This window comes from Citrobacter sp. Cs237 (assembly GCF_030332325.1).
In the GTDB taxonomy this organism is placed as follows: Bacteria; Pseudomonadota; Gammaproteobacteria; order Enterobacterales; family Enterobacteriaceae; genus Citrobacter_A; species Citrobacter_A sedlakii.
Window position 1 is genome coordinate 147,166 of the sequence record NZ_JAOWIB010000094.1, and the last position, 20,846, is coordinate 168,011.

The 20,846-nt window shown below is 55.8% G+C and carries 21 protein-coding genes; 8 read left to right on the forward strand and 13 right to left on the reverse strand.

Annotation, left to right across the window (positions count from 1 at the left end; genetic code table 11):
- Positions 1-9 precede the first annotated feature (9 nt).
- The 8 genes from OGY07_RS07570 to rppH form a co-directional block, all read right to left on the reverse strand.
- Complete coding sequence (locus OGY07_RS07570) at positions 10-330, reverse strand: prepilin-type N-terminal cleavage/methylation domain-containing protein (RefSeq protein ID WP_286599715.1); 321 nt, start codon at positions 328-330, stop codon at positions 10-12.
- Entirely contained in the window at positions 315-722 is a 408-nt protein-coding gene (locus OGY07_RS07575; protein ID WP_060569435.1) for a DUF2509 family protein, read from the reverse strand. Before OGY07_RS07575 ends, OGY07_RS07570 begins: the two co-directional genes overlap by 16 nt.
- Positions 719-1,282 (reverse strand): prepilin peptidase-dependent protein, encoded by a 564-nt coding sequence (locus OGY07_RS07580; RefSeq protein ID WP_042289061.1) that lies wholly within the window; start codon positions 1,280-1,282, stop codon positions 719-721. Before OGY07_RS07580 ends, OGY07_RS07575 begins: the two co-directional genes overlap by 4 nt.
- Positions 1,273-1,743 carry a prepilin peptidase-dependent protein gene (locus tag OGY07_RS07585; protein ID WP_286599718.1) on the reverse strand — a complete coding sequence of 157 codons (471 nt, stop codon included), beginning with the start codon at positions 1,741-1,743 and terminating at the stop codon, positions 1,273-1,275. Before OGY07_RS07585 ends, OGY07_RS07580 begins: the two co-directional genes overlap by 10 nt.
- 183 nt (positions 1,744-1,926) lie before the next feature.
- A complete protein-coding gene (thyA, locus tag OGY07_RS07590) occupies positions 1,927-2,721 on the reverse strand; it encodes a thymidylate synthase (RefSeq protein WP_042288907.1) in 795 nt (264 codons plus the stop codon).
- 6 nt (positions 2,722-2,727) lie between these two features.
- Entirely contained in the window at positions 2,728-3,603 is an 876-nt protein-coding gene (lgt, locus tag OGY07_RS07595; RefSeq protein WP_042288910.1) for a prolipoprotein diacylglyceryl transferase, read from the reverse strand.
- A gap of 175 nt (positions 3,604-3,778) precedes the next feature.
- Positions 3,779-6,025: a phosphoenolpyruvate--protein phosphotransferase gene (gene ptsP, locus OGY07_RS07600; RefSeq protein WP_286599720.1), complete on the reverse strand. Its 2,247-nt coding sequence runs from the start codon at positions 6,023-6,025 to the stop codon at positions 3,779-3,781.
- A gap of 12 nt (positions 6,026-6,037) precedes the next feature.
- On the reverse strand, positions 6,038-6,568 hold the full coding sequence (rppH, locus tag OGY07_RS07605) for an RNA pyrophosphohydrolase (RefSeq protein ID WP_042288915.1): 531 nt from the start codon (positions 6,566-6,568) through the stop codon (positions 6,038-6,040).
- A 684-nt stretch (positions 6,569-7,252) separates the two neighbouring features.
- On the opposite strand from rppH, the gene mutH reads away from it, so the two are divergent.
- The 4 genes from mutH (at position 7,253) to OGY07_RS07625 (ending at position 10,228) form a co-directional block, all read left to right on the forward strand.
- Entirely contained in the window at positions 7,253-7,948 is a 696-nt protein-coding gene (gene mutH / locus OGY07_RS07610) for a DNA mismatch repair endonuclease MutH (RefSeq protein ID WP_286599723.1), read from the forward strand.
- Positions 7,949-8,011: 63 nt separating this feature from the next.
- Positions 8,012-8,725, forward strand: a complete 714-nt coding sequence (locus OGY07_RS07615) for a TerC family protein (protein WP_042288921.1) — start codon at positions 8,012-8,014, stop codon at positions 8,723-8,725.
- A gap of 136 nt (positions 8,726-8,861) precedes the next feature.
- Positions 8,862-9,080 (forward strand): lipoprotein YgdR, encoded by a 219-nt coding sequence (gene ygdR, locus OGY07_RS07620; protein ID WP_042288923.1) that lies wholly within the window; start codon positions 8,862-8,864, stop codon positions 9,078-9,080.
- Positions 9,081-9,187: 107 nt separating this feature from the next.
- Entirely contained in the window at positions 9,188-10,228 is a 1,041-nt protein-coding gene (locus OGY07_RS07625) for an NADP(H)-dependent aldo-keto reductase (RefSeq protein ID WP_286599726.1), read from the forward strand.
- 76 nt (positions 10,229-10,304) lie between these two features.
- On the opposite strand, the gene lplT is transcribed toward OGY07_RS07625, so the two are convergent.
- Positions 10,305-11,510: a lysophospholipid transporter LplT gene (gene lplT, locus OGY07_RS07630; RefSeq protein WP_042288927.1), complete on the reverse strand. Its 1,206-nt coding sequence runs from the start codon at positions 11,508-11,510 to the stop codon at positions 10,305-10,307.
- Positions 11,503-13,662, reverse strand: a complete 2,160-nt coding sequence (gene aas / locus OGY07_RS07635; RefSeq protein WP_286599728.1) for a bifunctional acyl-ACP--phospholipid O-acyltransferase/long-chain-fatty-acid--ACP ligase — start codon at positions 13,660-13,662, stop codon at positions 11,503-11,505. Before aas ends, lplT begins: the two co-directional genes overlap by 8 nt.
- A gap of 283 nt (positions 13,663-13,945) precedes the next feature.
- Between aas and OGY07_RS07640 the strand changes: the two genes are divergently transcribed.
- From OGY07_RS07640 to OGY07_RS07650, 3 genes are all read left to right on the forward strand, one after another.
- Complete coding sequence (locus tag OGY07_RS07640) at positions 13,946-14,110, forward strand: hypothetical protein (protein ID WP_286599730.1); 165 nt, start codon at positions 13,946-13,948, stop codon at positions 14,108-14,110.
- Between the two features lie 142 nt (positions 14,111-14,252).
- Entirely contained in the window at positions 14,253-15,281 is a 1,029-nt protein-coding gene (gene galR / locus OGY07_RS07645) for an HTH-type transcriptional regulator GalR (RefSeq protein WP_042288933.1), read from the forward strand.
- A 13-nt stretch (positions 15,282-15,294) separates the two neighbouring features.
- Positions 15,295-16,329: a LacI family DNA-binding transcriptional regulator gene (locus OGY07_RS07650; protein WP_199957162.1), complete on the forward strand. Its 1,035-nt coding sequence runs from the start codon at positions 15,295-15,297 to the stop codon at positions 16,327-16,329.
- Positions 16,330-16,357: 28 nt separating this feature from the next.
- Here OGY07_RS07650 and lysA read toward each other — a convergent pair whose 3' ends face one another.
- Positions 16,358-17,620, reverse strand: a complete 1,263-nt coding sequence (gene lysA / locus OGY07_RS07655) for a diaminopimelate decarboxylase (protein WP_286599734.1) — start codon at positions 17,618-17,620, stop codon at positions 16,358-16,360.
- A gap of 117 nt (positions 17,621-17,737) precedes the next feature.
- Between lysA and OGY07_RS07660 the strand changes: the two genes are divergently transcribed.
- Positions 17,738-18,673, forward strand: a complete 936-nt coding sequence (locus OGY07_RS07660) for a LysR family transcriptional regulator (RefSeq protein WP_286599737.1) — start codon at positions 17,738-17,740, stop codon at positions 18,671-18,673.
- Here OGY07_RS07660 and OGY07_RS07665 read toward each other — a convergent pair.
- Positions 18,660-19,352 carry an aspartate/glutamate racemase gene (locus OGY07_RS07665; protein ID WP_286599739.1) on the reverse strand — a complete coding sequence of 231 codons (693 nt, stop codon included), beginning with the start codon at positions 19,350-19,352 and terminating at the stop codon, positions 18,660-18,662. The two genes, OGY07_RS07660 and OGY07_RS07665, sit on opposite strands and share 14 nt — an antisense overlap.
- A 93-nt stretch (positions 19,353-19,445) precedes the next feature.
- Positions 19,446-20,570 carry an LPS O-antigen length regulator Wzz(fepE) gene (wzz(fepE), locus tag OGY07_RS07670; protein WP_042288943.1) on the reverse strand — a complete coding sequence of 375 codons (1,125 nt, stop codon included), beginning with the start codon at positions 20,568-20,570 and terminating at the stop codon, positions 19,446-19,448.
- Positions 20,571-20,846: the final 276 nt, after the last annotated feature.

Genomic DNA, 20,846 nt, shown 5'->3' on the forward strand with positions numbered 1-20,846 from the left:
TCCTGACAACTAACGATTAGGGCAGTGCAGACGCGTCATCGCGCCCTGTCTGCCCAGCGGTGAAACCAGCTGAACGCTGATGCTGACACATCCGGCCTGCGTTGTCTGCATCCGGTTAACCCGCCAGTTATCAGGTGGCGATAATGGCCGCAGTTGCGTTTGTCGCCAGGCGAGTCGCCACTGTTGTAGATACTGGCCGTTCACGACAAAACTGTTCATTAGCGCACGCTGATACCCGGAAAGCGCGGTGACCACCATGACCATCAACAGCATGGCTAATAGCACCTCAGGCAGGCTAAAACCACGCTGGCGGCTCAGGGAAGCTGGCATAGCGCAACCTCCCGCAGCGGGCAAAAATCGCTCCAGCCAGACGGAGAAAACACGACGCTTTCTTCGCGCTGTTCCGCTTGTCGCCATAATGATGTCCCCTGCCAGCTTGCAATAAGCAGCGCGCGTTTTCCATCGATCTGACGCAGGCAGACGGGAACCCTTTCCGCCGCATAATACCGACACTGTTTTTCAGCGCCTGTGCCCCAATGCTGCATTCTGCCCCACTCTATGGCTGACTGCACCAGCGCCTGACGCTGTAAGGCCTGGCTTTCCAGCGCCACGCGCCGGGAAAAATGCGTTTGCTGCTGGTTTAGCCCTTGCAACAGCAGGCTCCCAAGCACCAACAGCAACAGTACCAGTGCAAGAGAAGAGACGCCTCGCTCACGGTTCACAGATTAAATCCCGTCACGCTATACAACACGTCAATCGCCATCCGCGGACGGGCCCGGCTCTCGCCGCGCAACCGTAGGGTCAGTTCGGGCGCAAAACCAGCAGTGTCTTGCCGTTCAACCACAAACCCGGTGATCTGAACGGTGTCTGGATCGGTCATTTTATCCCAACCTTTGTCGGTACAGCTTCTTGCCCCCCGCAATGTTTCCAGTGCGCTACCGCTAAGACGAAACCCAATCTGTTCGGCGTCTTTTAGCGGCTCGCGCTCCCAGATACCGTTACCGTTGGCATCCCACTGCGCGATCACGCATTGCCCCTGTTGGGCAATAAACAACCCTTTTCCCTTGCAGCTACCATAACAATACCCGGCTCGCTGAAGATGCTTCGCGACGGTATACACCCGCTGCCACACGTCGTCTTCCAGCGAAAGCCTTCGGGTATGCTGTAAAATGTCGCGCTGTAACGCGGGCAAAAAGCGGGCGGCACCCAACAGCAGTACACTACCGATGGCCATCGCGATTAAAACTTCGAGCAATGAAAATCCGCGTTCGTTCATCGGCAGGCCTCGGTGTTGTCGCGCTCGCACAAGCGAATGCGCCCCCACGGCGACACAACCAGACGCCATTCGCCCGCCGGGTTTTTCAGGCGGATATGTCCGGCCCAGGCAGTGTTGCGCAGGCCAAAGAAGGCTAGCGACGGCGTGATCTCCGCGATGGCGATGTCGTGCCAACGCGGCGTAAAAACCAACGCGGAACGTGGCAGACAGGTCGTTTGTTGGGCAAGCGAACTGACAAGACACTCTCTTTCCTCCTCCCTGATGACGGCAATGGTATGGTCGCGGTTATGCCAGTTGGCATCTTCACGCAGTTGAAGCAAATAATCCCGCAGTTCGCAGGTGGTCTGCCATAAGCGCTGCTGTTGCTGCCAGCGTTGCCAGCCATACAGTCCCGTTGCACTCAGGCTGACGATAATAAGCATCGCGACCAGCATTTCGATGAGCGTATAACCCTGCTGTTTTTTCATAGCGGCAGTATGGCCAGGCGAAAAATAAAAACGAGGGGAGAACGCGGATTATTCGGCGCGTTACGAAGAATATTTACGGCGTTGCAGCAGATTGCAGAATCGTTGGAATCCGCGCCGAAAGAACGGTATCAGGATAAAAAAAACCGACGCACTGTGGCGTCGGTCATGACAGGATAGCAAGGGTCAGATAGCCACGGGCGCTTTGATGCCGGGATGCGGATCGTAGCCCTCAATATCAAAGTCTTCAAAGCGATAGTCGAAGATCGATGCCGGCTTACGCTTGATCACCAGTTTAGGTAGCGCGCGCGGTTCACGGCTTAACTGCAAGTGCGTTTGCTCCATATGGTTGCTGTACAGGTGGGTGTCGCCACCGGTCCAGACGAAATCGCCCACCTCCAGGTCGCACTGTTGCGCCATCATATGCACCAGCAGGGCGTAGCTGGCGATGTTGAAAGGCAGGCCGAGGAACACGTCGCAAGAACGTTGATAAAGCTGGCAGGAGAGCTTGCCGTCCGCCACATAGAACTGGAAGAACGCATGGCAGGGCGCCAGCGCCATTTTATCCAGTTCGCCGACATTCCAGGCAGAAACGATGATACGGCGCGAATCGGGGTCGTTTTTCAGCTGATTCATCACCGTGGTGATCTGGTCGATATGACGGCCGTCAGGCGTCGGCCAGGCACGCCACTGCTTGCCATAAACCGGACCGAGATCGCCATTTTCGTCCGCCCATTCATCCCAGATGGAGACATTATTTTCATGCAGATAAGCGACGTTGGTGTCACCCTGCAGGAACCACAGCAGTTCATGAATGATCGAGCGCAGATGACAACGCTTTGTCGTCACCAGCGGGAATCCTTCCTGCAGGTTAAAACGCATCTGATGACCAAAAATGGAAAGCGTTCCGGTTCCGGTGCGGTCGTTTTTCTGTGTGCCTTCATCCAGCACTTTTTGCATCAGTTCTAAATACTGTTTCATGGTTCCTCAGGAAACGTGTTGCTGCGGGCTGCGGCGGTAAGCCCAAACCATCATGATCACACCAGCGACAATCATCGGAATTGAGAGGATCTGCCCCATGCTGATGTACTGTACCCATTCGCCGGTAAACTGCGCATCCGGCTGGCGGAAGAATTCCACGATGATACGAAACGCGCCGTAACCAATCAAAAACAATCCGGATACGGAGCCCATCGGTCGCGGTTTACGAATAAACAGGTTAAGAATGATAAACAGGACTATCCCTTCCAGCACCATTTCATAGAGTTGGGAAGCGTGGCGAGGCAGGACGCCGTAGGTGTCAAAAATAGACTGCCACTGCGGATGCGTTTGCAGCAGCAGAATATCCTCGGTACGCGAGCCAGGGAACAACATGGCGTAAGAGAAATCAGGGTCCACACGCCCCCACAGTTCGCCGTTGATAAAGTTGCCCAGACGGCCCGCGCCCAGGCCAAACGGGATCAACGGCGCGATAAAATCAGAAACCTGGAAGAAGTTACGCTTTGTGCGTCTGGCAAAAATGATCATCACCAGAATCACGCCGATCAGGCCGCCGTGGAAGGACATGCCGCCGTCCCAGACGCGGAACAGATACAGGGGATTTTCCAGAAACAACGGGAAGTTATAGAACAGCACGTAGCCAATACGTCCGCCGAGGAATACCCCGAGGAAGCCTGCATAGAGTAAATTTTCGACTTCATTCCTGGTCCAGCCGCTGCCCGGGCGGTTGGCACGCCGCGTCGCCAGCCACATCGCAAAAATAAACCCCACCAGATACATTAAGCCGTACCAGTGAAGCGCGACGGGTCCAATTGAGAAAATGACCGGATCGAATTCCGGAAAATGCAGATAGCTACTGGTCATCTGTCACCACAAGTTCTTGTAATTTTGCTGAAATAAGTCAGCGCGCGAGATGCACGCCCGCAGGTTACAGGCGCTCCGAAGGTGCGAATAATAGCATAAGGGGCGCGCGGCAGTTGCGTCGGGTTGTAAAAGTTCTGTCAGGCAACGGACAAACGCACTGGAAACAGATGCGTAATCACAGTCCGCCGCGGATCAAACCGCCGACCCCACGCCGCTCCATAAAGGCTGCGACCTGATGCCGGACCTCCGTCGCCAGCTGCGCCTCCAGACTGCGCCGGGCGAGCACCTTCGCGTCTTCGAAATCGATATGGCGAAGCAGGTATTTCACTCGCGCTACCGAACGGCCGTTCATCGAAAGATGGCGGAACCCAAGACCAATCAGGATCGGTACGCACATGGGATCCCCAGCCATTTCACCGCACAGGCGCAGATCAATGCCGCTTCGCTCCGCTTCCTGCACGATCATTGCCAGCGCGCGCAGCATGCCTGGATGCAGGCTGTCATAAATATTGGCGACGCGCGTGTTATTACGATCTACCGCCAGAATGTACTGGGTCAGATCGTTCGTGCCAACCGAGATAAAGTCGATGCGACTGGCAAGATGCGGCAGCATAAACACCATTGACGGCACTTCAAGCATGATGCCGATCCGCGGTTTAGGGATCGCGTAACCAATCATCTCTTCCACTTCGCGCCCGGCGCGATCGATCAACCGCCGCGCTTCATCCACTTCATCAATGCTGGTGACCATCGGCAGCAAAATGCTCAGGTTGCCCGTTGCCGCGTTGGCGCGGAGCATCGCACGCACCTGGATCAGGAAGATCTCCGGCTGATCGAGCGTAATGCGGATCCCCCGCCAGCCAAGACACGGGTTCTCTTCGCTGATCGGCATATACGGCAGCTGTTTGTCCGCCCCGACGTCCAGCGTACGCAGCGTGACCGGCTTGTCGTTAAACATTTGCAGCATGCCCTGATACTGCGCGACCTGCTCCTCTTCAGACGGAAAGCCGCTTTGCAGCATGAAGGGTATTTCGGTGCGGTACAGGCCAATACCGTCAATGCGGCTACCGAGTTTTTCTTCATGCTCCGGACTCAGACCGGCGTTCAGCATCACCTTAACCCGTTCGCCGCTTTTCAACTGCGCAGGCTGGTTGACATCATCTTCCGCCAGACGGCTGAGCGCGATCTCCTCGCTGACAAGCCGCTGATATTCCTGGATCAATACCGGTTCAGGATCGACCAGTAGTTCGCCACGATAGCCGTCCACCACCAGCGTGCGCCGATGCAGTACCGAAGGCTGAATATCGGCCCCCATGACGGTCGGGATCCCCAGCGCGCGAACCATAATCGCCGCATGTGAGTTGGCGGCGCCGTCACGAACCACAACGCCAGCCAGTCTGTCCTGCGGCAGCTCCGCAAGCGTCGCGGCGGAAAGCTCATCGGCAACCAGAATAAAGCGCTCCGGCCAGGCGTTTGGCCCCTGGATGGCGTCATCAAGATGGAACAACAATCGCTGGCCGAGCGCGCGCAGATCGCCCGCACGCTCTTTTAAATAATTGTCACTCAGCGCCGCAAACTGTTCGGCAAACTTCTCAATGATCGTTTTGACCGCCCATTCCGCCACCGCGCCTTTATCGACTTCGGCGAACAGCTCCCGCCGCAGCCGGGCATCAGAGAGCAGGTGCGAATAGAGATCAAATATCGCCGCCGTCTCTTTTTGCGCGCCAGCCGCATAGCGTTTACTGTAACGGCGAAATTCGTTCGCCGCTTCTTCGAGCGCGCCGGTCAGACGCTCGCGCTCTAGCGCCGGATCCAGAGTGGAAGCCTGATACACCTGCTCCATCAGCGGCAGCGTTGCATCCTGCCAGCCTTCGGCAATGGCAATACCTGGCGAGGCGGGCAGCGCGCGGATGCGCGTCTGACGGTACTGACCGAACAGCGCGGTGAGCTGAGACTGTGAAAGAATGGCCGCCATCTGGGTGGCGAGCGTGACGAGGAATGATTCTTCGCTTTCGTCGTACTGGCGCAGCTCGCGCTGCTGAACCACCAGCACGCCCAGCAGTTGTCGCCGCTGGATGATCGGCACGCCAAGAAACGCGCGAAAGCGCTCTTCTTTAACTGAGGGAATGTACTTGAAACTGGGGTGTTTTTGCGCATCGGCAAGGTTGATCGGCTCCGCCAGCCTGCCTACCAGGCCGACGATCCCTTCATCGAAGGCGAGCGCAACCGTGCGACCTCGCGGTTTTTTTAGCCCCCGCGTCGCCATGAGGTAATAACAACGTCGATCGTGATCGGCCAGGTAGACCGAACAGACCTCAGTATCCATCGCCAGACAGATGTCGGTGACCAGGATGTTCAACGCTTCATTCAGACGTGGAGCACTGGCCACCTTTTCGACTATTTCGCGCAGGCGGGTGAGCATAATTTGCGTGGCTTAACCTCTTTTACGTCGATAAGCAGGCGCGCTTTGCGGCTTCGGCGTCGCTTCCTGAAGCGCCATCACGACACTTGCGAACTCTTTCATCACCCTGCGGTAAACATCACGTTTGAATGAAACCACTTGCCGAACCGGGTACCAGTAGCTTACCCAACGCCAGCCATCGAACTCAGGTGTACTGCTGGTTTGCATGTTGATTTCCGCGTCCGCGCTCATCAACTGCAAAAGAAACCACTTTTGCTTCTGGCCGATACAAACCGGCTTTGTGTCCCAACGCACCAAACGTTTCGGTAACTTGTAACGCAACCAGTTGCGAGTAGAAGCCAGGATCCGCACATCTTTACGGCTTAACCCAACTTCTTCAAACAGTTCCCGGTACATCGCCTGTTCTGCTGATTCTCCAGGGTTGATTCCGCCTTGCGGGAATTGCCAGGAGTGCTGACCAAATCGCCGGGCCCACATGACTTGCCCCTGACGATTACAAATTACGATACCTACATTTGGGCGGTAGCCATCGTCATCAATCACCGGACTACCTCAACGTAAACCTTATATATGAATGATTGTTTCACACTCCTGACAGGCGGTAAACCATTGTGTTAGCGACCTGCGTATCTAATAACAATTGAATAACTCACAGTTAAGAACGAAGTTATAAACAGAAACTGGCATTTTTGACCGATCTTATTCACCTTTTCTGTGGATAGAGTTGTGAAAAAGTATGGAATTACTCCGGGAAAACCCAGAACAGTCTGAATAAACGCCCTGACGGGGTAGAAAAATAAATGCGGTTATTCATGCGGTTACTTCACTTATTTACCGGTTCCCCGATAAAAAAGTGACGGCCATCACACCAACGATCCTCGGGCTGATGAAAGATCGAACAGCGTCGGTTTTATCCACAGATTGTGCCAATAAGTTAAACACAATTTGTGTGAAAATTCGATTTTCCCCGCACGTCAAGGCTGTAAATGGAAACAGTAGTCGCGGTTTTTCACAGTTATCCCATCTTTCTGTGGATAACATGGTGTAAGATCCTGTTTATTTTCAGTGACCAGAATTGGAAAACCGGTTTTCATGTTGCGCAACTCACCGCTCTGTCATCTAAAAAGCACGTTAAATCATAGGATTGAACAGAAGGGGCGGAAAACGATAAACTTCTTTTCTGCGGTATAAATCCGTTGTCTATTTTTTCACCTAAGGTATCTCGCTATGTCCGCTCTCCAGCCGTTACGTTTTCCACCGGAATCAGAAGCGCTGCTACTCCAGCAGGCGCAGCAGATTTCAGGCTATACGCTGGGTGAACTGGCCGCGCTTGCCGGGATGACAACGCCAAAAGATCTCAAACGCGATAAAGGCTGGGTTGGCGTTTTACTGGAGCTGTGGCTGGGAGCCAGCGCGGGCAGTAAACCTGAGCAGGATTTCGCGGCTTTAGGTGTGGAACTGAAAACGATTCCTGTAGACAGTCAGGGACGCCCCCTTGAGACCACCTTCGTCTGTGTCGCCCCGCTCACCGGCAATAGCGGCGTTACGTGGGAAACCAGCCATGTGCGGCATAAACTGAAGCGGGTGTTGTGGATCCCGGTAGAGGGCGACCGCGCCATCCCGCTCTCCTTGCGGCGTGTCGGCTCCCCTGTGCTGTGGAGTCCGGACCCGGACGAGGAGCGCCAGTTGCGTCTCGACTGGGAAGAGCTGATGGATATGATTGTATTAGGCCAGGTGGAACGAATTACCGCCCGGCATGGCGAATTTTTACAATTGCGCCCCAAGGCCGCCAACGCCAAAGCGCTGACCGAAGCCATTGGCGCGCAGGGCCAGCCAATCCTGACGTTGCCACGCGGTTTCTATCTGAAAAAGAACTTCACTCGCGCCCTGCTGGAACGCCATTTTTTGTTACAGCAGCGTTAGACTTTCGCCTGCCGTGGTAGAGGCATATAATTACCGCTTCTTTTTTTGGCAGGACTTTGCTCAATGTTATTTGCATGGATAACCGATCCCAACGCCTGGCTCGCGCTCGGTACGCTGACGCTGCTGGAGATCGTGCTCGGGATCGATAATATTATTTTTCTCTCTCTGGTCGTTGCAAAACTTCCTACCGCGCAGCGTGCGCATGCCCGACGCCTCGGTCTCGCCGCGGCGATGATCATGCGTCTGGCGCTGCTGGCTTCCATTGCCTGGGTGACACGCCTGACGAATCCGCTGTTTGAGGTTTTTGGCGAGGAAATCTCCGCACGCGATCTCATTCTGCTGCTCGGCGGTCTGTTCCTGATCTGGAAAGCGAGCAAGGAGATCCACGAATCCATTGAAGGTGAAGAAGAAGGGCTGAAAACCCGCGTCTCCTCTTTTCTGGGGGCGATCGTGCAGATTATGCTGCTGGATATCATCTTCAGTCTGGATTCGGTGATTACGGCGGTAGGGTTGTCCGATCATCTGTTCATCATGATGGCGGCGGTGGTGATAGCCGTAGGCGTGATGATGTTTGCCGCGCGTCCCATCGGCGAGTTTGTCGACAGACACCCATCCGTGAAGATGCTCGCGCTGTCGTTCCTTATCCTGGTTGGCTTTACGCTTATTCTGGAAAGTTTCGACGTTCACGTACCGAAGGGCTACATCTATTTCGCCATGTTCTTCTCTATCGCGGTAGAGAGCCTGAACCTGCTGCGAAACAAAAAGAACCCGCTGTGATCCTCCCTTTCGCTCCCTACGGGGAGCGAATGCCTTCTCCGTCCTTTCACAGATTAAGATTTTACTGCTTTCCCTGAGCATAACTTCACGTTATTACTAGACTATTATCAGACGAATGCCACGTGAGGATAAGTGGATGAAAAAATGGGCAGTAGTAATTTCCGCCGTAGGACTGGCTTTTGCCGTTTCCGGCTGCAGTAGCGACTATGTCATGGCGACCAAAGATGGACGTATGATCCTGACCGACGGAAAACCGGAAATAGACGATGATACCGGTCTGGTGAGCTACCACGATCAGCAGGGTAACGCCATGCAAATTAACCGCGACGACGTTTCTCAAATCATTGAGCGTTGATGGTTGAGGTCAGCATTCACGCTGGCCTTAACAATTTTTCTTCCCTTTTTCCCTTCCCTCAGCCATTTTTATCATCCTTATGTCGTGATTATAAAAAGGAAACGGCTATGCACTATCACCGTATACCCCACAGCTCACTTGAAGTCAGTACACTGGGGCTGGGCACAATGACGTTTGGTGAACAAAATAGCGAAGCCGATGCACATGCACAGCTCAACTATGCCGTCGCGAATGGCATTAACCTGATCGACGTGGCCGAGATGTACCCGGTCCCGCCGCGACCGGAAACCCAGGGACTCACCGAAACCTACGTTGGCAACTGGCTGGCGAAACAGGGCTGCCGCGAAAAGCTGATTATCGCCTCGAAAGTCAGCGGTCCGGCGCGCAATAACGACAGCGGCATTCGGCCAAACCAGGCGCTGGACCGCAAGAACATTCGTGAAGCGCTGCACGACAGCCTGAAGCGGCTGCAGACCGATTATCTGGATCTGTACCAGGTACACTGGCCCCAGCGTCAGACCAACTGCTTCGGCAAGCTCGGCTACAGTTGGACGGACACGGCGCCGGTGGTCTCGCTGCTGGATACGCTGGATGCGCTGGCCGAATTTCAGCGCGCCGGAAAGATTCGCTATATCGGCGTTTCCAACGAAACCGCTTTCGGCGTGATGCGCTATCTTCATCTCGCGGATAAACACGACCTGCCGCGCATCGTCACCATTCAGAACCCGTACAGTCTGGTTAACCGCAGCTTTGAAGTCGGCCTGGCGGAGGTGAGCCAGTACGAAGGCGTCGAGCTGTTGGCCTATTCCTGCCTCGCCTTTGGCACCCTGACAGGTAAGTATCTGAACGGCGCAAAACCCGCTGGCGCGCGCAATACCTTATTCAGCCGCTTTACCCGCTACAGCGGCGCGCAGACCGAAAAAGCCGTGGCGGCCTATGTGGATATCGCGAAACGTCATGGTCTGGATCCGGCGCAAATGGCGTTGGCATTCGTTCGCCGTCAACCGTTTGTCGCCAGCACCCTGCTGGGCGCCACCACGATGGAACAGCTACACGCCAATGTTGAAAGCCTGCATCTGGAATTAAGTGAAGAGGTGCTGACGGAGATCGAAGCGGTGCATCAGGTTTATACCTATCCGGCACCGTGACGATTAGCGCCCGGCGGCGTGACGCTTATCCTGCCTACAGGGACGAAGTAGGCAGGATTAAACACAGCCGCTATCTTTAGCGCGACGACGCCTGGCGACGCTGCCAAATCCACAGCGCGGCAATCGCCAGTGCGAACAGACCGCCAAACCCAATGCCGACGGCAACGACCGGGATCCCAACCCATACCGCCAGTGAGTACAACCCCAGCATCAGCAGCATCGCGCTGTTTTCCCCGAGGTTCTGCACCGCAATGGCGTTGCCCGCGCCGACGCTTCGTTTACCGCGCTCCTGCAGCAGAGCGTTCAGCGGCACCACAAAAAAACCGCCCAGAATGCCGATCAGCATCAGCAGTCCATAAGCCGGAAGCAGCGCGTGTTGCAGAGAGAAAATCAGTACGACCACGCCGATCAGGATCCCCGCAGGCATGCAGCGCGCGACGGTTTCCAGGGTAACCAGCCTGGCCGCTGCGCCAGCCCCCGCCACGATACCGATGGCAACCATCGCATTCAGGTAGGTTGGCGTGGCGTTATCGGCGATCCCCAGCGCGACCGGCACCCACAGCACCAGCAGAAAACGCAGCGTCACGCCAGCGCCCCAGAACAGGCTGGTGCCAACAAGGGAAAAACGCGTTTCGCCATTGCGCCACAGCGACGCGCAGGCGCAGAAAAAACTGCGGGTCATCTTCGCCAGATGCCAGGACTGTCCGGGACGCGCAGCCGCCAGCTTTGGAATGAACAGGTTTGCCACGACCGCCCCGGCGTAGGCCAGCGCGCAGGCGACCAGCGCGGCGATCACATGCCAGTCAGCCAGCACGCCGCCCGCCACCGAACCGAGCAGGATCGCGGCAATAGTAGAGGCTTCCATTAAGCCATTGGCCTTCACTAGCTTATCGCCGGTAGTCAGTTCGCCAAGAATGCCATATTTCGCAGGTGAATAGGCCGCCGCGCCAATCCCCACCAGCGTATAGCCGATAAACGGGTTGAAGCCGAAACAAATACTTGCCGCTCCCAGCAGTTTCAGGCCGTTGGCGAACATCATCACCCGACCTTTGGCGAAGCTGTCAGCTACCTGCCCGACAAAGGGCGCAAACAGAATGTAAGCACCCACAAACACCATTTGCAGGATCGGCTGACTCCAGTCCGGATAAAACTGCGCTTTCAGCAGCGCCAGTGTGGCAAACAACAGCGCGTTATCGCCAAACGCAGAGAGAAACTGCGCGGCAATAACCGACATCATCCCTTTCGACCAAATCGAGGTGTTAGTATGCACTGACTCACCCATGTTGTTGTTCCGCTTCATCGACCCAGCTTTTCAGCGTAACAAAATCCGGCTTACCGCTTCCCAACAGCGGCATTTGTTTCAGATAGCGGATGTCGCGCGGCACCGCCAGCTCCGGAACGCCGTGCGCCCGGGCGTACTGCTGGAGTTTGTCGCGGGTCAGTTCGCTATCGGTAGTAAAGAGCACCAGCGCTTCGCCTTTGCTGGCGTCGCTCTTGATTGCCGTGGCGTGCATTTTCTCCGGTGAAACGCCCAACGCCACCTGTTCGACCATCTCCAGCGACACCATTTCGCCCGCAATTTTGGCAAAGCGCTTCGCGCGCCCCTGAATCTGCACAAACCCCTGTTCGTCAAAACGCACTATATCGCCGGTGTCGTACCAGCCGCGCTCCAGTTCTCCCTGCGCATTTTCCGCTGTCGGCACCTCGAGCACGCCCGGTTTTTCCACCCGCAGATAACCGTTCATGATATTCGGTCCTTTCAGCTGTAACCGTCCGCCGTCGTCAATGCCAGGCACCGCAAGCAGGCGCGCGTCCATTCCCGGCAGGATCCGCCCCACGGTGCCCGGTTTCGCCGCCATCGGTACGTTAATGGAAACCACCGGCGCGCATTCCGTCACGCCGTAGCCCTCAAGGATGCGCAGACCAAACTTATCCTGCCAGAGCTGCTTCGTGCTCTCCTGCAGTTTCTCCGCGCCGGCCACCACGTAGCGCAGGCGATAAAAATCATACGGGTTCGCAAAGCGCGCATAGTTGCCAAGAAACGTCGAGGTGCCAAACAGCACCGTACAGTTCCGGTCGTAAACCAGCTCCGGCACAATGCGGTAATGCAACGGACTGGGATAAAGGAATACTTCCGCGCCAGTCAGCAGCGGCGTGAACAGCCCCACGGTCAGACCGAACGAGTGAAACAGCGGCAGCGCCGACATAAAGCGGTCGTTAGCGGTAAAATCCGCGATGGTTTTGATCTGCTCAACGTTAGCCAGCAGGCTTTTGTGGCTATGGACCACGCCCTTTGGGTGGCCCTCAGACCCGGAGGTGAAAAGGATCACCGCCGCCTCTTCCGGTTGCTGTTTCACCTGCGCCAGACGCGGCATCAGCAGGTGGGCGAAAATCCACACCTTGTCGGCGGGGGTGACGTCCGCTTTCAGGTCTTCCAGATAAACCCAGCGTACCTGAGTCAACTGCTCCGGCAGGTGCCAGAGTTTGCCTTTATCGAGGAACTGGCGGGAGGTGAAAATGGTTTTAATCTCTGCGGCGGCGATCGCGCTGCTTAGCCCTTTAACACCCGCCGTGTAGTTCATCATCGCCGGAACACGGCGACGCGACACCGCGCCGAAAATCACCGCCGCGCTGATGGCGGCGTTCGGCAGCATCAGGCCGATCCTTTCGCCCTCCGCGCTGTATTTTTCCAGAATACGCCCGACAAACAGCGTTTTGGTGAGCAGTTGCCGGTAGCTGTCCGGCTTGAAGTTGATGTCTTCAATACACTTTTTGCCCGCGCCATAGCGGTATTTTGCCGCCAGCAGCGATTCGTACAGGGTTTCACGCGGACGCACCGCCATCCGCGCTTCCATCATTTTTTGATGCAGCATTTCGCCAGCGATTCTGCGGCGATCGCGCGCACGCGGCGCGTCCGGCATCGGCAACTGGGTTGGCGGCAGGATATGAAGCTGAATGCGCGGGAAAAAACGACGTTTGACCAGCCCTTTCAGGCGGCTGAAATGGGTAAGTTCCGCGCCTTCAATACGTACCGGCACCAGCGTGGCGCCGGATTTCGCCGCGACGAATCCGGCGCCGTCGTAGATTTTCATCAGCGAACCGCTCACCGAGATACGCCCTTCAGGGAAGATCACCACCGGACGTCCCTGCTCAATCAGTCGCACCAGATGTTTGATGGCCATCGGTTTGGTGGGATCGAGAGGCACGAAATCAATCAGCGAGGTTAACCAGCGCATATACCACTGCTGGCTAATCGAGGTATACACCGCAAAGACCGGGCGCACCGGCAAGAACAGCGCCAGCAGGATGCCGTCAATAAACGAAACATGGTTCGGCGTGATTAATACCCGCTCTCCGTGCAGTGCCTTCATATCGCCCGTGACGCGTACCCGATAGAGCACACGGCACAAGCTGCGGAAAAATCCAAATAGCATTTCAACTCCCTTTGCCGAGGATTCGGTTAAATAATGGTGGCAGATTACACGATTAGGGCAATGGGAGCGACACAGAAAGTCAGTACGAAAAAAAACCTGCGCATCCGCGCAGGTTGGTGCAAGAGACAGGTACGAAGAGCGTACCGAATAATCTCACCAATCAATACCTCTGGGATCTTGATTGTGGTCCGACGCTGGCCGCTTCGCCAGCAAGAAAACGCAAAGGAATGAAGGGAAATGCAACGAGTTGTGTAAATTATCGGTTACTGTTACAGAATGGCTGATGGGCAAAAAAAAAACCTGCACATCTGCGCAGGTTGGTGTAAGTCATGTGGTCAACCCGAAAGTCGACTCCACCTATCAATACCTCTGGGATCATCACTGTATCAATGCGCGGCGAACGCTCGCCAGCGAACAAACGCAACAGCCTTTCGCAAAGTGTAACTAAAGGTTTGTATTGTCGGCACTGAGTCGTCTATCTCCTGGCCGTGCTCACATTTGCGGCGTTGTCGCGGGCGAACCGCTTGAACCGTCGGGCGTTTTCCGTAACACTGACAGAATGTAAGCGTTTACCCACAATAGGTACTGTCATGGCGACCATAAAGGATGTAGCCCGACTGGCTGGTGTTTCAGTCGCCACCGTTTCTCGCGTTATCAATGATTCTCCCAAGGCCAGCGAGGCGTCGCGCCTGGCGGTGACCAGCGCGATGGCGTCGCTCAGTTATCACCCCAATGCAAATGCGCGCGCGCTGGCGCAACAGTCCACCGAGACCGTGGGTCTGGTGGTCGGCGACGTGTCTGACCCCTTTTTTGGCGCAATGGTGAAAGCCGTCGAGCAGGTCGCCTATAACACTGGCAATTTTTTACTGATCGGCAACGGCTACCATAATGAACAGAAAGAGCGACAGGCGATTGAACAGCTTATCCGCCACCGCTGCGCGGCGCTGGTTGTACACGCCAAGATGATCCCGGACGCCGATCTGGTCTCGTTAATGGAGCAGATGCCCGGCATGGTGCTGATCAACCGCATTCTGCCTGGCTTTGAACAGCGCTGCGTCGCCCTTGACGACCGCTACGGCGCCTGGCTGGCGACGCGTCATTTAATTCAGCAGGGTCATACCCGCATCGGCTATCTCTGCTCCAATCACTCTATTTCAGACGCCGAAGATCGTCTTAAAGGCTATTACGACGCCCTCGCAGAGAGCGGAATTCCGGTTAACGACAGGCTCGTCACCTTCGGCGAGCCCGACGAGAGCGGCGGCGAGCAGGCGATGACCGAGCTATTGGGTCGTGGCCGAAACTTTACGGCGGTCGCCTGCTATAACGACTCGATGGCGGCGGGCGCAATGGGCGTACTCAACGACAACGGCGTGGAAGTGCCATCGGAGATCTCACTGATTGGTTTCGACGATGTGCTGGTGTCCCGCTACGTCCGCCCACGCCTGACGACCGTGCGTTACCCTATCGTCACCATGGCGACTCAGGCGGCGGAACTGGCGCTGGCACTGGCGGAAAAACGCCCGTTACCGGATATCACCCATGTCTTCAGCCCCACGCTGGTGCGCCGTCATTCTGTGGCCTCGCCAGCCGAAGCGGGACAACCGTCATTAAACGAGTAATCAGGAAAGCGTCATGACAACAATGCTGGATGTTTCCCGCCGCGCTGGCGTGTCGAAAGCCACCGTGTCCCGCGTGCTTAACGGCACCGGACAGGTTAAAGAGAGCACCCGACAGAAAGTTTTTAAGGCGATGCAGGCGCTGGACTACCGGCCCAACTTTCTCGCCCGTTCGCTGGCGCATCGCACCAGCAACAGCATTGGCCTGGTGGTATCGACCTTTGACGGTTTCTATTTTGGGCGCCTGCTGCAACAGGCGTCCCGGCAGACCGAGTCCCACGGCAAACAGCTCATCGTGACCGACGGCCACGATACGCCGGAGCGTGAACAGGAAGCGGTGCGGATGCTGGCCGACCGCCAGTGTGACGCGATTATTCTTTACACCCGCTATATGAGCGAGAAAGCGATTCTGGCGCTGGCGGACGCCATCCCGATGCCGTTGGTGATCATCAACCGGGAGGTGGCCCTGGCCCGTGAGCGCGCAATCTTTTTTGAACAGGAAGAGGCGGCGTTTCAGGCGGTCGATTATCTGATCTCGCAGGGGCATCGGGAGATCGCCTGTATTACCGTACCCGGCCATACGCCGACCGGGAAGTCACGTCTGCGTGGCTATCGTAAGGCACTGGAGAAAAACGGTATCGCCTGGGATCCGGCGAAAGTGAAGTATGGCGACGCCAGCATGACCCGCGGCTACGACGCCTGTCATGAACTGCTTGCGGAAGGGATTAAATTCAGCGCCCTGTTCGCCTGTAACGACGATATGGCGCTGGGCGCATCCAAGGCGCTGCATCAGGCCGGGTTACGCATCCCTCAGGATGTGTCGCTGTTTGGTTTTGACGATGCCCCGAGCGCAAAATGGCTTGAGCCGGGGTTATCCACAGTTTATTTGCCCATCGACACCATGATCACCACCGCCATTGACCAGGCGATCCGCATGGCGAACGGCGAAGCGGTGGCCCCTATCCCACCGTTTACCGGCACTTTAGTGCTGCGCGATTCGGTGACGACCGGGCCGTATTTTACCGGCGGCAGCCAGCCGCAGGCCGGATAACGCGCTTGCGCCGCCTCCGGCATGCGCCTCAGATGCGTTCCAGCGCCAGCAGTTCGTCTATTGTCTGCCGGCGCCTGATCAGCCGCGCCTGGCCGTTATCAAATAACACTTCCGGAAGCAGCGGGCGGCTATTGTAGTTCGACGACATCGACGCGCCATAGGCTCCCGTATCATGTAACACCAGGTAGTCACCGGGGACAACCGCTGGCAGCGCGCGAGTTTCGACTTTCCCGCCCTCCTGTTGGGTAAAGACATCCCCGGATTCACACAGCGGCCCGGCGACCACCGTTTCCACTTGCGGCGCGTTGGCAAGCGAGCGTCCATCTGCCGCCAGCGCGGAGATGTGATGATAACTGCCATACATCGCCGGGCGCATGAGATCGTTAAAACCCGCGTCCACCAACACAAAATGACGGCTGCCCATCTGTTTCACACTGCGCACCTGGGTCACCAGCACGCCCGCCTGGGCGACAAGAAAACGTCCCGGCTCGATCTCCAGTTTTACAGGGTGTCCGAGGTGGCGGACGATTTGCTCACGCGCGGCGTTCCACAGGCCAAAATAGTGCTGCGTGTCCACGGCTTCTTCGCCATCGTGATACGGAATCGACAGCCCGCCCCCCGCGGAGATCGCCTGCAGATCCTGGCCAAAATCGATCACCTGACGCACCATCGCTCCACACACCTGTTCCAGGTGGCCGTAATCCACGCCGGAACCGATATGCATATGGATGCCGACCAGTTTCAGCTGATGGCGCTGCATGACGGCCAGCGCCTCGGGCAAATCGCTATGCCAGATACCGTGTTTACTGTTTTCGCCGCCAGTGTTGGTTTTTTGGCTGTGACCGTGACCAAACCCCGGATTAACACGCAGCCAGACGCGATGCCCCGGCGAGACCTGACCAAGCTGGTCCAGCATGTCGACGGAACCGGCATTCACCGGGATGCTGAGTTCGCTGACGCGCGACAGCGTCGCGTTATCAATCACATCGGCGGTAAAAACGATATCGTCCGGATGCGTCTGCGGATCGTAACCCGCGGCCAGCGCGCGCTCGATCTCGCCTAATGATACCGAATCCACCTTCACGCCCTGCTCACGCATCAGACGCAGAATATGAATATTCGAGCAGGCTTTCTGCGCGAAGCGGACAACATCAAACTGTTGCAGCGCGGCAATCTGGCGGCGAACGATCTGCGCGTCATACACCCATACCGGGCAGCCAAACTCGGCGGGCAGCCTGAGCAGGTTTTCAGCGGTCAGGTCGGTATCAGAGGCATTAAGAGAATGTGGCATTTCAGGCTCCGGACATCATGTTTTTACGGATTACGCCACATCCTGAAGACAATAAAAAATATCGTTTCATACGTATTCTATGCAAAACTGATATGGATTCACTTCAGCGGGATGATTATGGCCAGCGTTAACTTACGTCACATTGAAATTTTCCATGCGGTGATGACCGCCGGGAACCTCACCGAGGCTGCACGGTTATTGCATACCTCACAGCCGACCGTCAGTCGCGAACTGGCGCGCTTTGAAAAGGTGCTTGGGCTTAAGCTTTTCGACCGCGCCCGGGGGCGTCTGCATCCGACGGTTCAGGGATTGCGATTGTTCGAAGAGGTGCAGCGTTCCTGGTATGGGCTGGATCGCATTGTCAGCGCGGCGGAAAGCCTGCGTGAATTTCGCCAGGGGGAACTGTCGGTTGTCTGCCTGCCGGTCTTTTCCCAGTCGCTGTTGCCTGCGCTGGTCCAACCGTTTCTCGCGCGTTACCCGGACGTAAGCCTAAATATTGTGCCGCAGGAGTCGCCGTTGCTTGAGGAATGGCTCTCTGCCCAACGCCATGATCTGGGATTAACGGAAACCCTGCACACCCCGGCGGGCACCGAGCGGACGGAATTATTCTCGCTGGACGAGGTGTGCGTACTGCCGTCGGGGCATCCGCTGGCGGAAAAACCCGTGTTAACGCCGCAGGACTTCTACGGCGAGCGCTATATTAGCCTTTCGCGCGCCGACAGCTACCGCCAGTTACTCGACGCGCTGTTTAACGAACATCAGGTTAAACGACGCATGGTTGTGGAAACGCACAGCGCGGCGTCGGTTTGCGCGATGGTGCGCGCCGGTGCAGGTCTGTCTATCGTCAACCCGCTTACCGCGCTGGATTATGCCGCAAGCGGCGTGGTGGTTCGCCGGTTCAGTATCAGCGTGCCGTTTACCGTGAGCCTGATTCGTCCTCTTCATCGCCCTTCGTCAGCGCTGGTGGACGCGTTCAGCCGCCATCTGCAAACCGGTCACGCCCTGTTTACCCGGGCGCTGGAAAAAATTTCCGCGCCGGTTATGACAGCATAAACGCGACGGCGTCCGCGGCGTGAATGGCGGCGGTGTCAAACACCGGAACGGGGCTTCTTTCGGCGGGGACCAACAGGCCAATCTCCGTACAACCGAAAATCACGCCCTGCGCGCCCTGAGACGCCAGCTGCTCAATGACCTGCACATAATAGTCGCGTGACGCGTCGCTAAACTGTCCGAGGCACAGCTCATCAAAAATGATGGTGTTGATCTTCGCGCGCTCTTCCGCCTCCGGCACCAGACATTCGATGGCAAACTGCTGTTCCAGACGTCCACGGTAAAAATCCTGCTCCATCGTGTAACGCGTCCCCAGCAGCGCCACGCGACTCAGTCCTTGCGCTGCAATCGCGCGTCCGGTCGCATCGGCAATATGTAAAAAAGGCAGCGTACAGCGTGACTCAATGGCTTCCGCCACTTTGTGCATCGTATTGGTACATAAAACGATCCCTTCTGCGCCCGCTTTTTGCAGACCCAGCGCCGCATCGGCCAGCATCTCGCCCGCTTTATCCCATTCACCGCGTTGCTGACAGGCTTCAATGTCGTGAAAATCAACGCTATGCAGCAGCAGGCTGGCGGAATGAAGGCCACCGAGGCGCTGTTTGATCCCTTCATTGATCAAGCGATAATAAGGGATGGTTGATTCCCAACTCATACCGCCTAACAGTCCAATTGTCTTCATAACCTGCTCCTTTATCAGTGAGGAAAAACCGGGAAAGTAAACCATAAAAAAAGCGGCTGTTAAGCCGCCTTCATAGTGACAAGTCTCGCAACGTTATTCCAGTACCGGCATCATCTGCGCCGAACGCGATTTGATCGCTTCACGAAGCAGCACGCCGCCGCAGGCAAACATCCCGCCAAGCAGCATGGCGAGCGTGATAATCATCAGCCTGCCCGGTCCGTCTTTTCGGATCGGCAAAGAAGGCGACATCTGGTATCTGAACGGCGCAAATTTCACGTCATTGAGGCTGACCTGTTGCAACTGACCCAGCAGATACTCACGGTTCTTAAAGTCTGCGTTCAACTCTGCGACATCTTGTAGGGATTCTTCAATCTGCAATTTTCTGGCGATACCGTTAGCGCCCAGCGTAACGGAGTAATCGGGATCGTCTTTTACCGCCTGGCCGTTACTGAACACCGGCTGCTTGATACCCGCCGCGTTGGCCACCTCCAGCGAATAGCTCAGACGCTGCAAATTGGTGTTATGCGCATTCGTCAGGCGGACGTGATCCAGCGCCAGTTGCTCTTTCATGATCCGCGTTTTTAACTCCAGCGCATTGCGCACATTTTGCATGGTTTCTTTCTGCACAATTGCGGAAACCCAACCGATATACCCGTCAAGGACGGTTTGCGCATCTTTCGCCGTGGGCGCAGTAAAACTTAATGTCCAGGCGTCATATGGCATTTTGTCGGCATTTTTTGCCGTCGCATTGTTCGTCACTTTTAGCTTTTCGGATACGTTGACCACGGCGCGATGTAAGGCCAACGGATCAATATCCGCGTCTTTCAATTGGCCCATGACATAAGGCGAAGTTTTAAGATACTCCTCAAGCAACGACTGCGACTGGAGCTTTTTAATAAACAGATTAAACACATCGCCCCGCGAGATGTTTATTTCGACGCCCAGTATCTGTAAATCTGCCAGCGTTTGCCGCAGGTCATACCATTGCGTTTGCTCTGCCGGGGTGACAACAGACTGGCTGGTCCATTTTTGCGGTAAAAGCCATGAGACTGCCGCGCCTAACAGCGCACAGGCGAAAACAACGGCAATAATATGATTTTTAGCGGAAAAGAGGATTTCTACGAGTCTCAGCAGATCGATCTCGTTTTGCCTGACCGCAGGCGGCGCGTAGTCGGCAAAATTAAGTTCCGTATTTTTCTTTATATCCATTGTCGACATATCGGTTCTTCTGATCTTATTAAAATGAAATATAAGCATAAAATGTCACTGGCGACGCTTATCATATAAGAACATAAGATTTTTCTGAACAAAATCTTTATAAATTTGCTACCTCCCCACCATTATTGGCAGTATTTCAAAGTTGACTTTCAAATAAAGCCAAACTATGTATAGCGCCGCTCACCCCGTGTATTTCTGACCAGCCCGATACGAGCCTCGCTGTTACATGGGTTAATATCCTGACTTATTCAAAATTAATCGCCGTTTTAGCTTTTC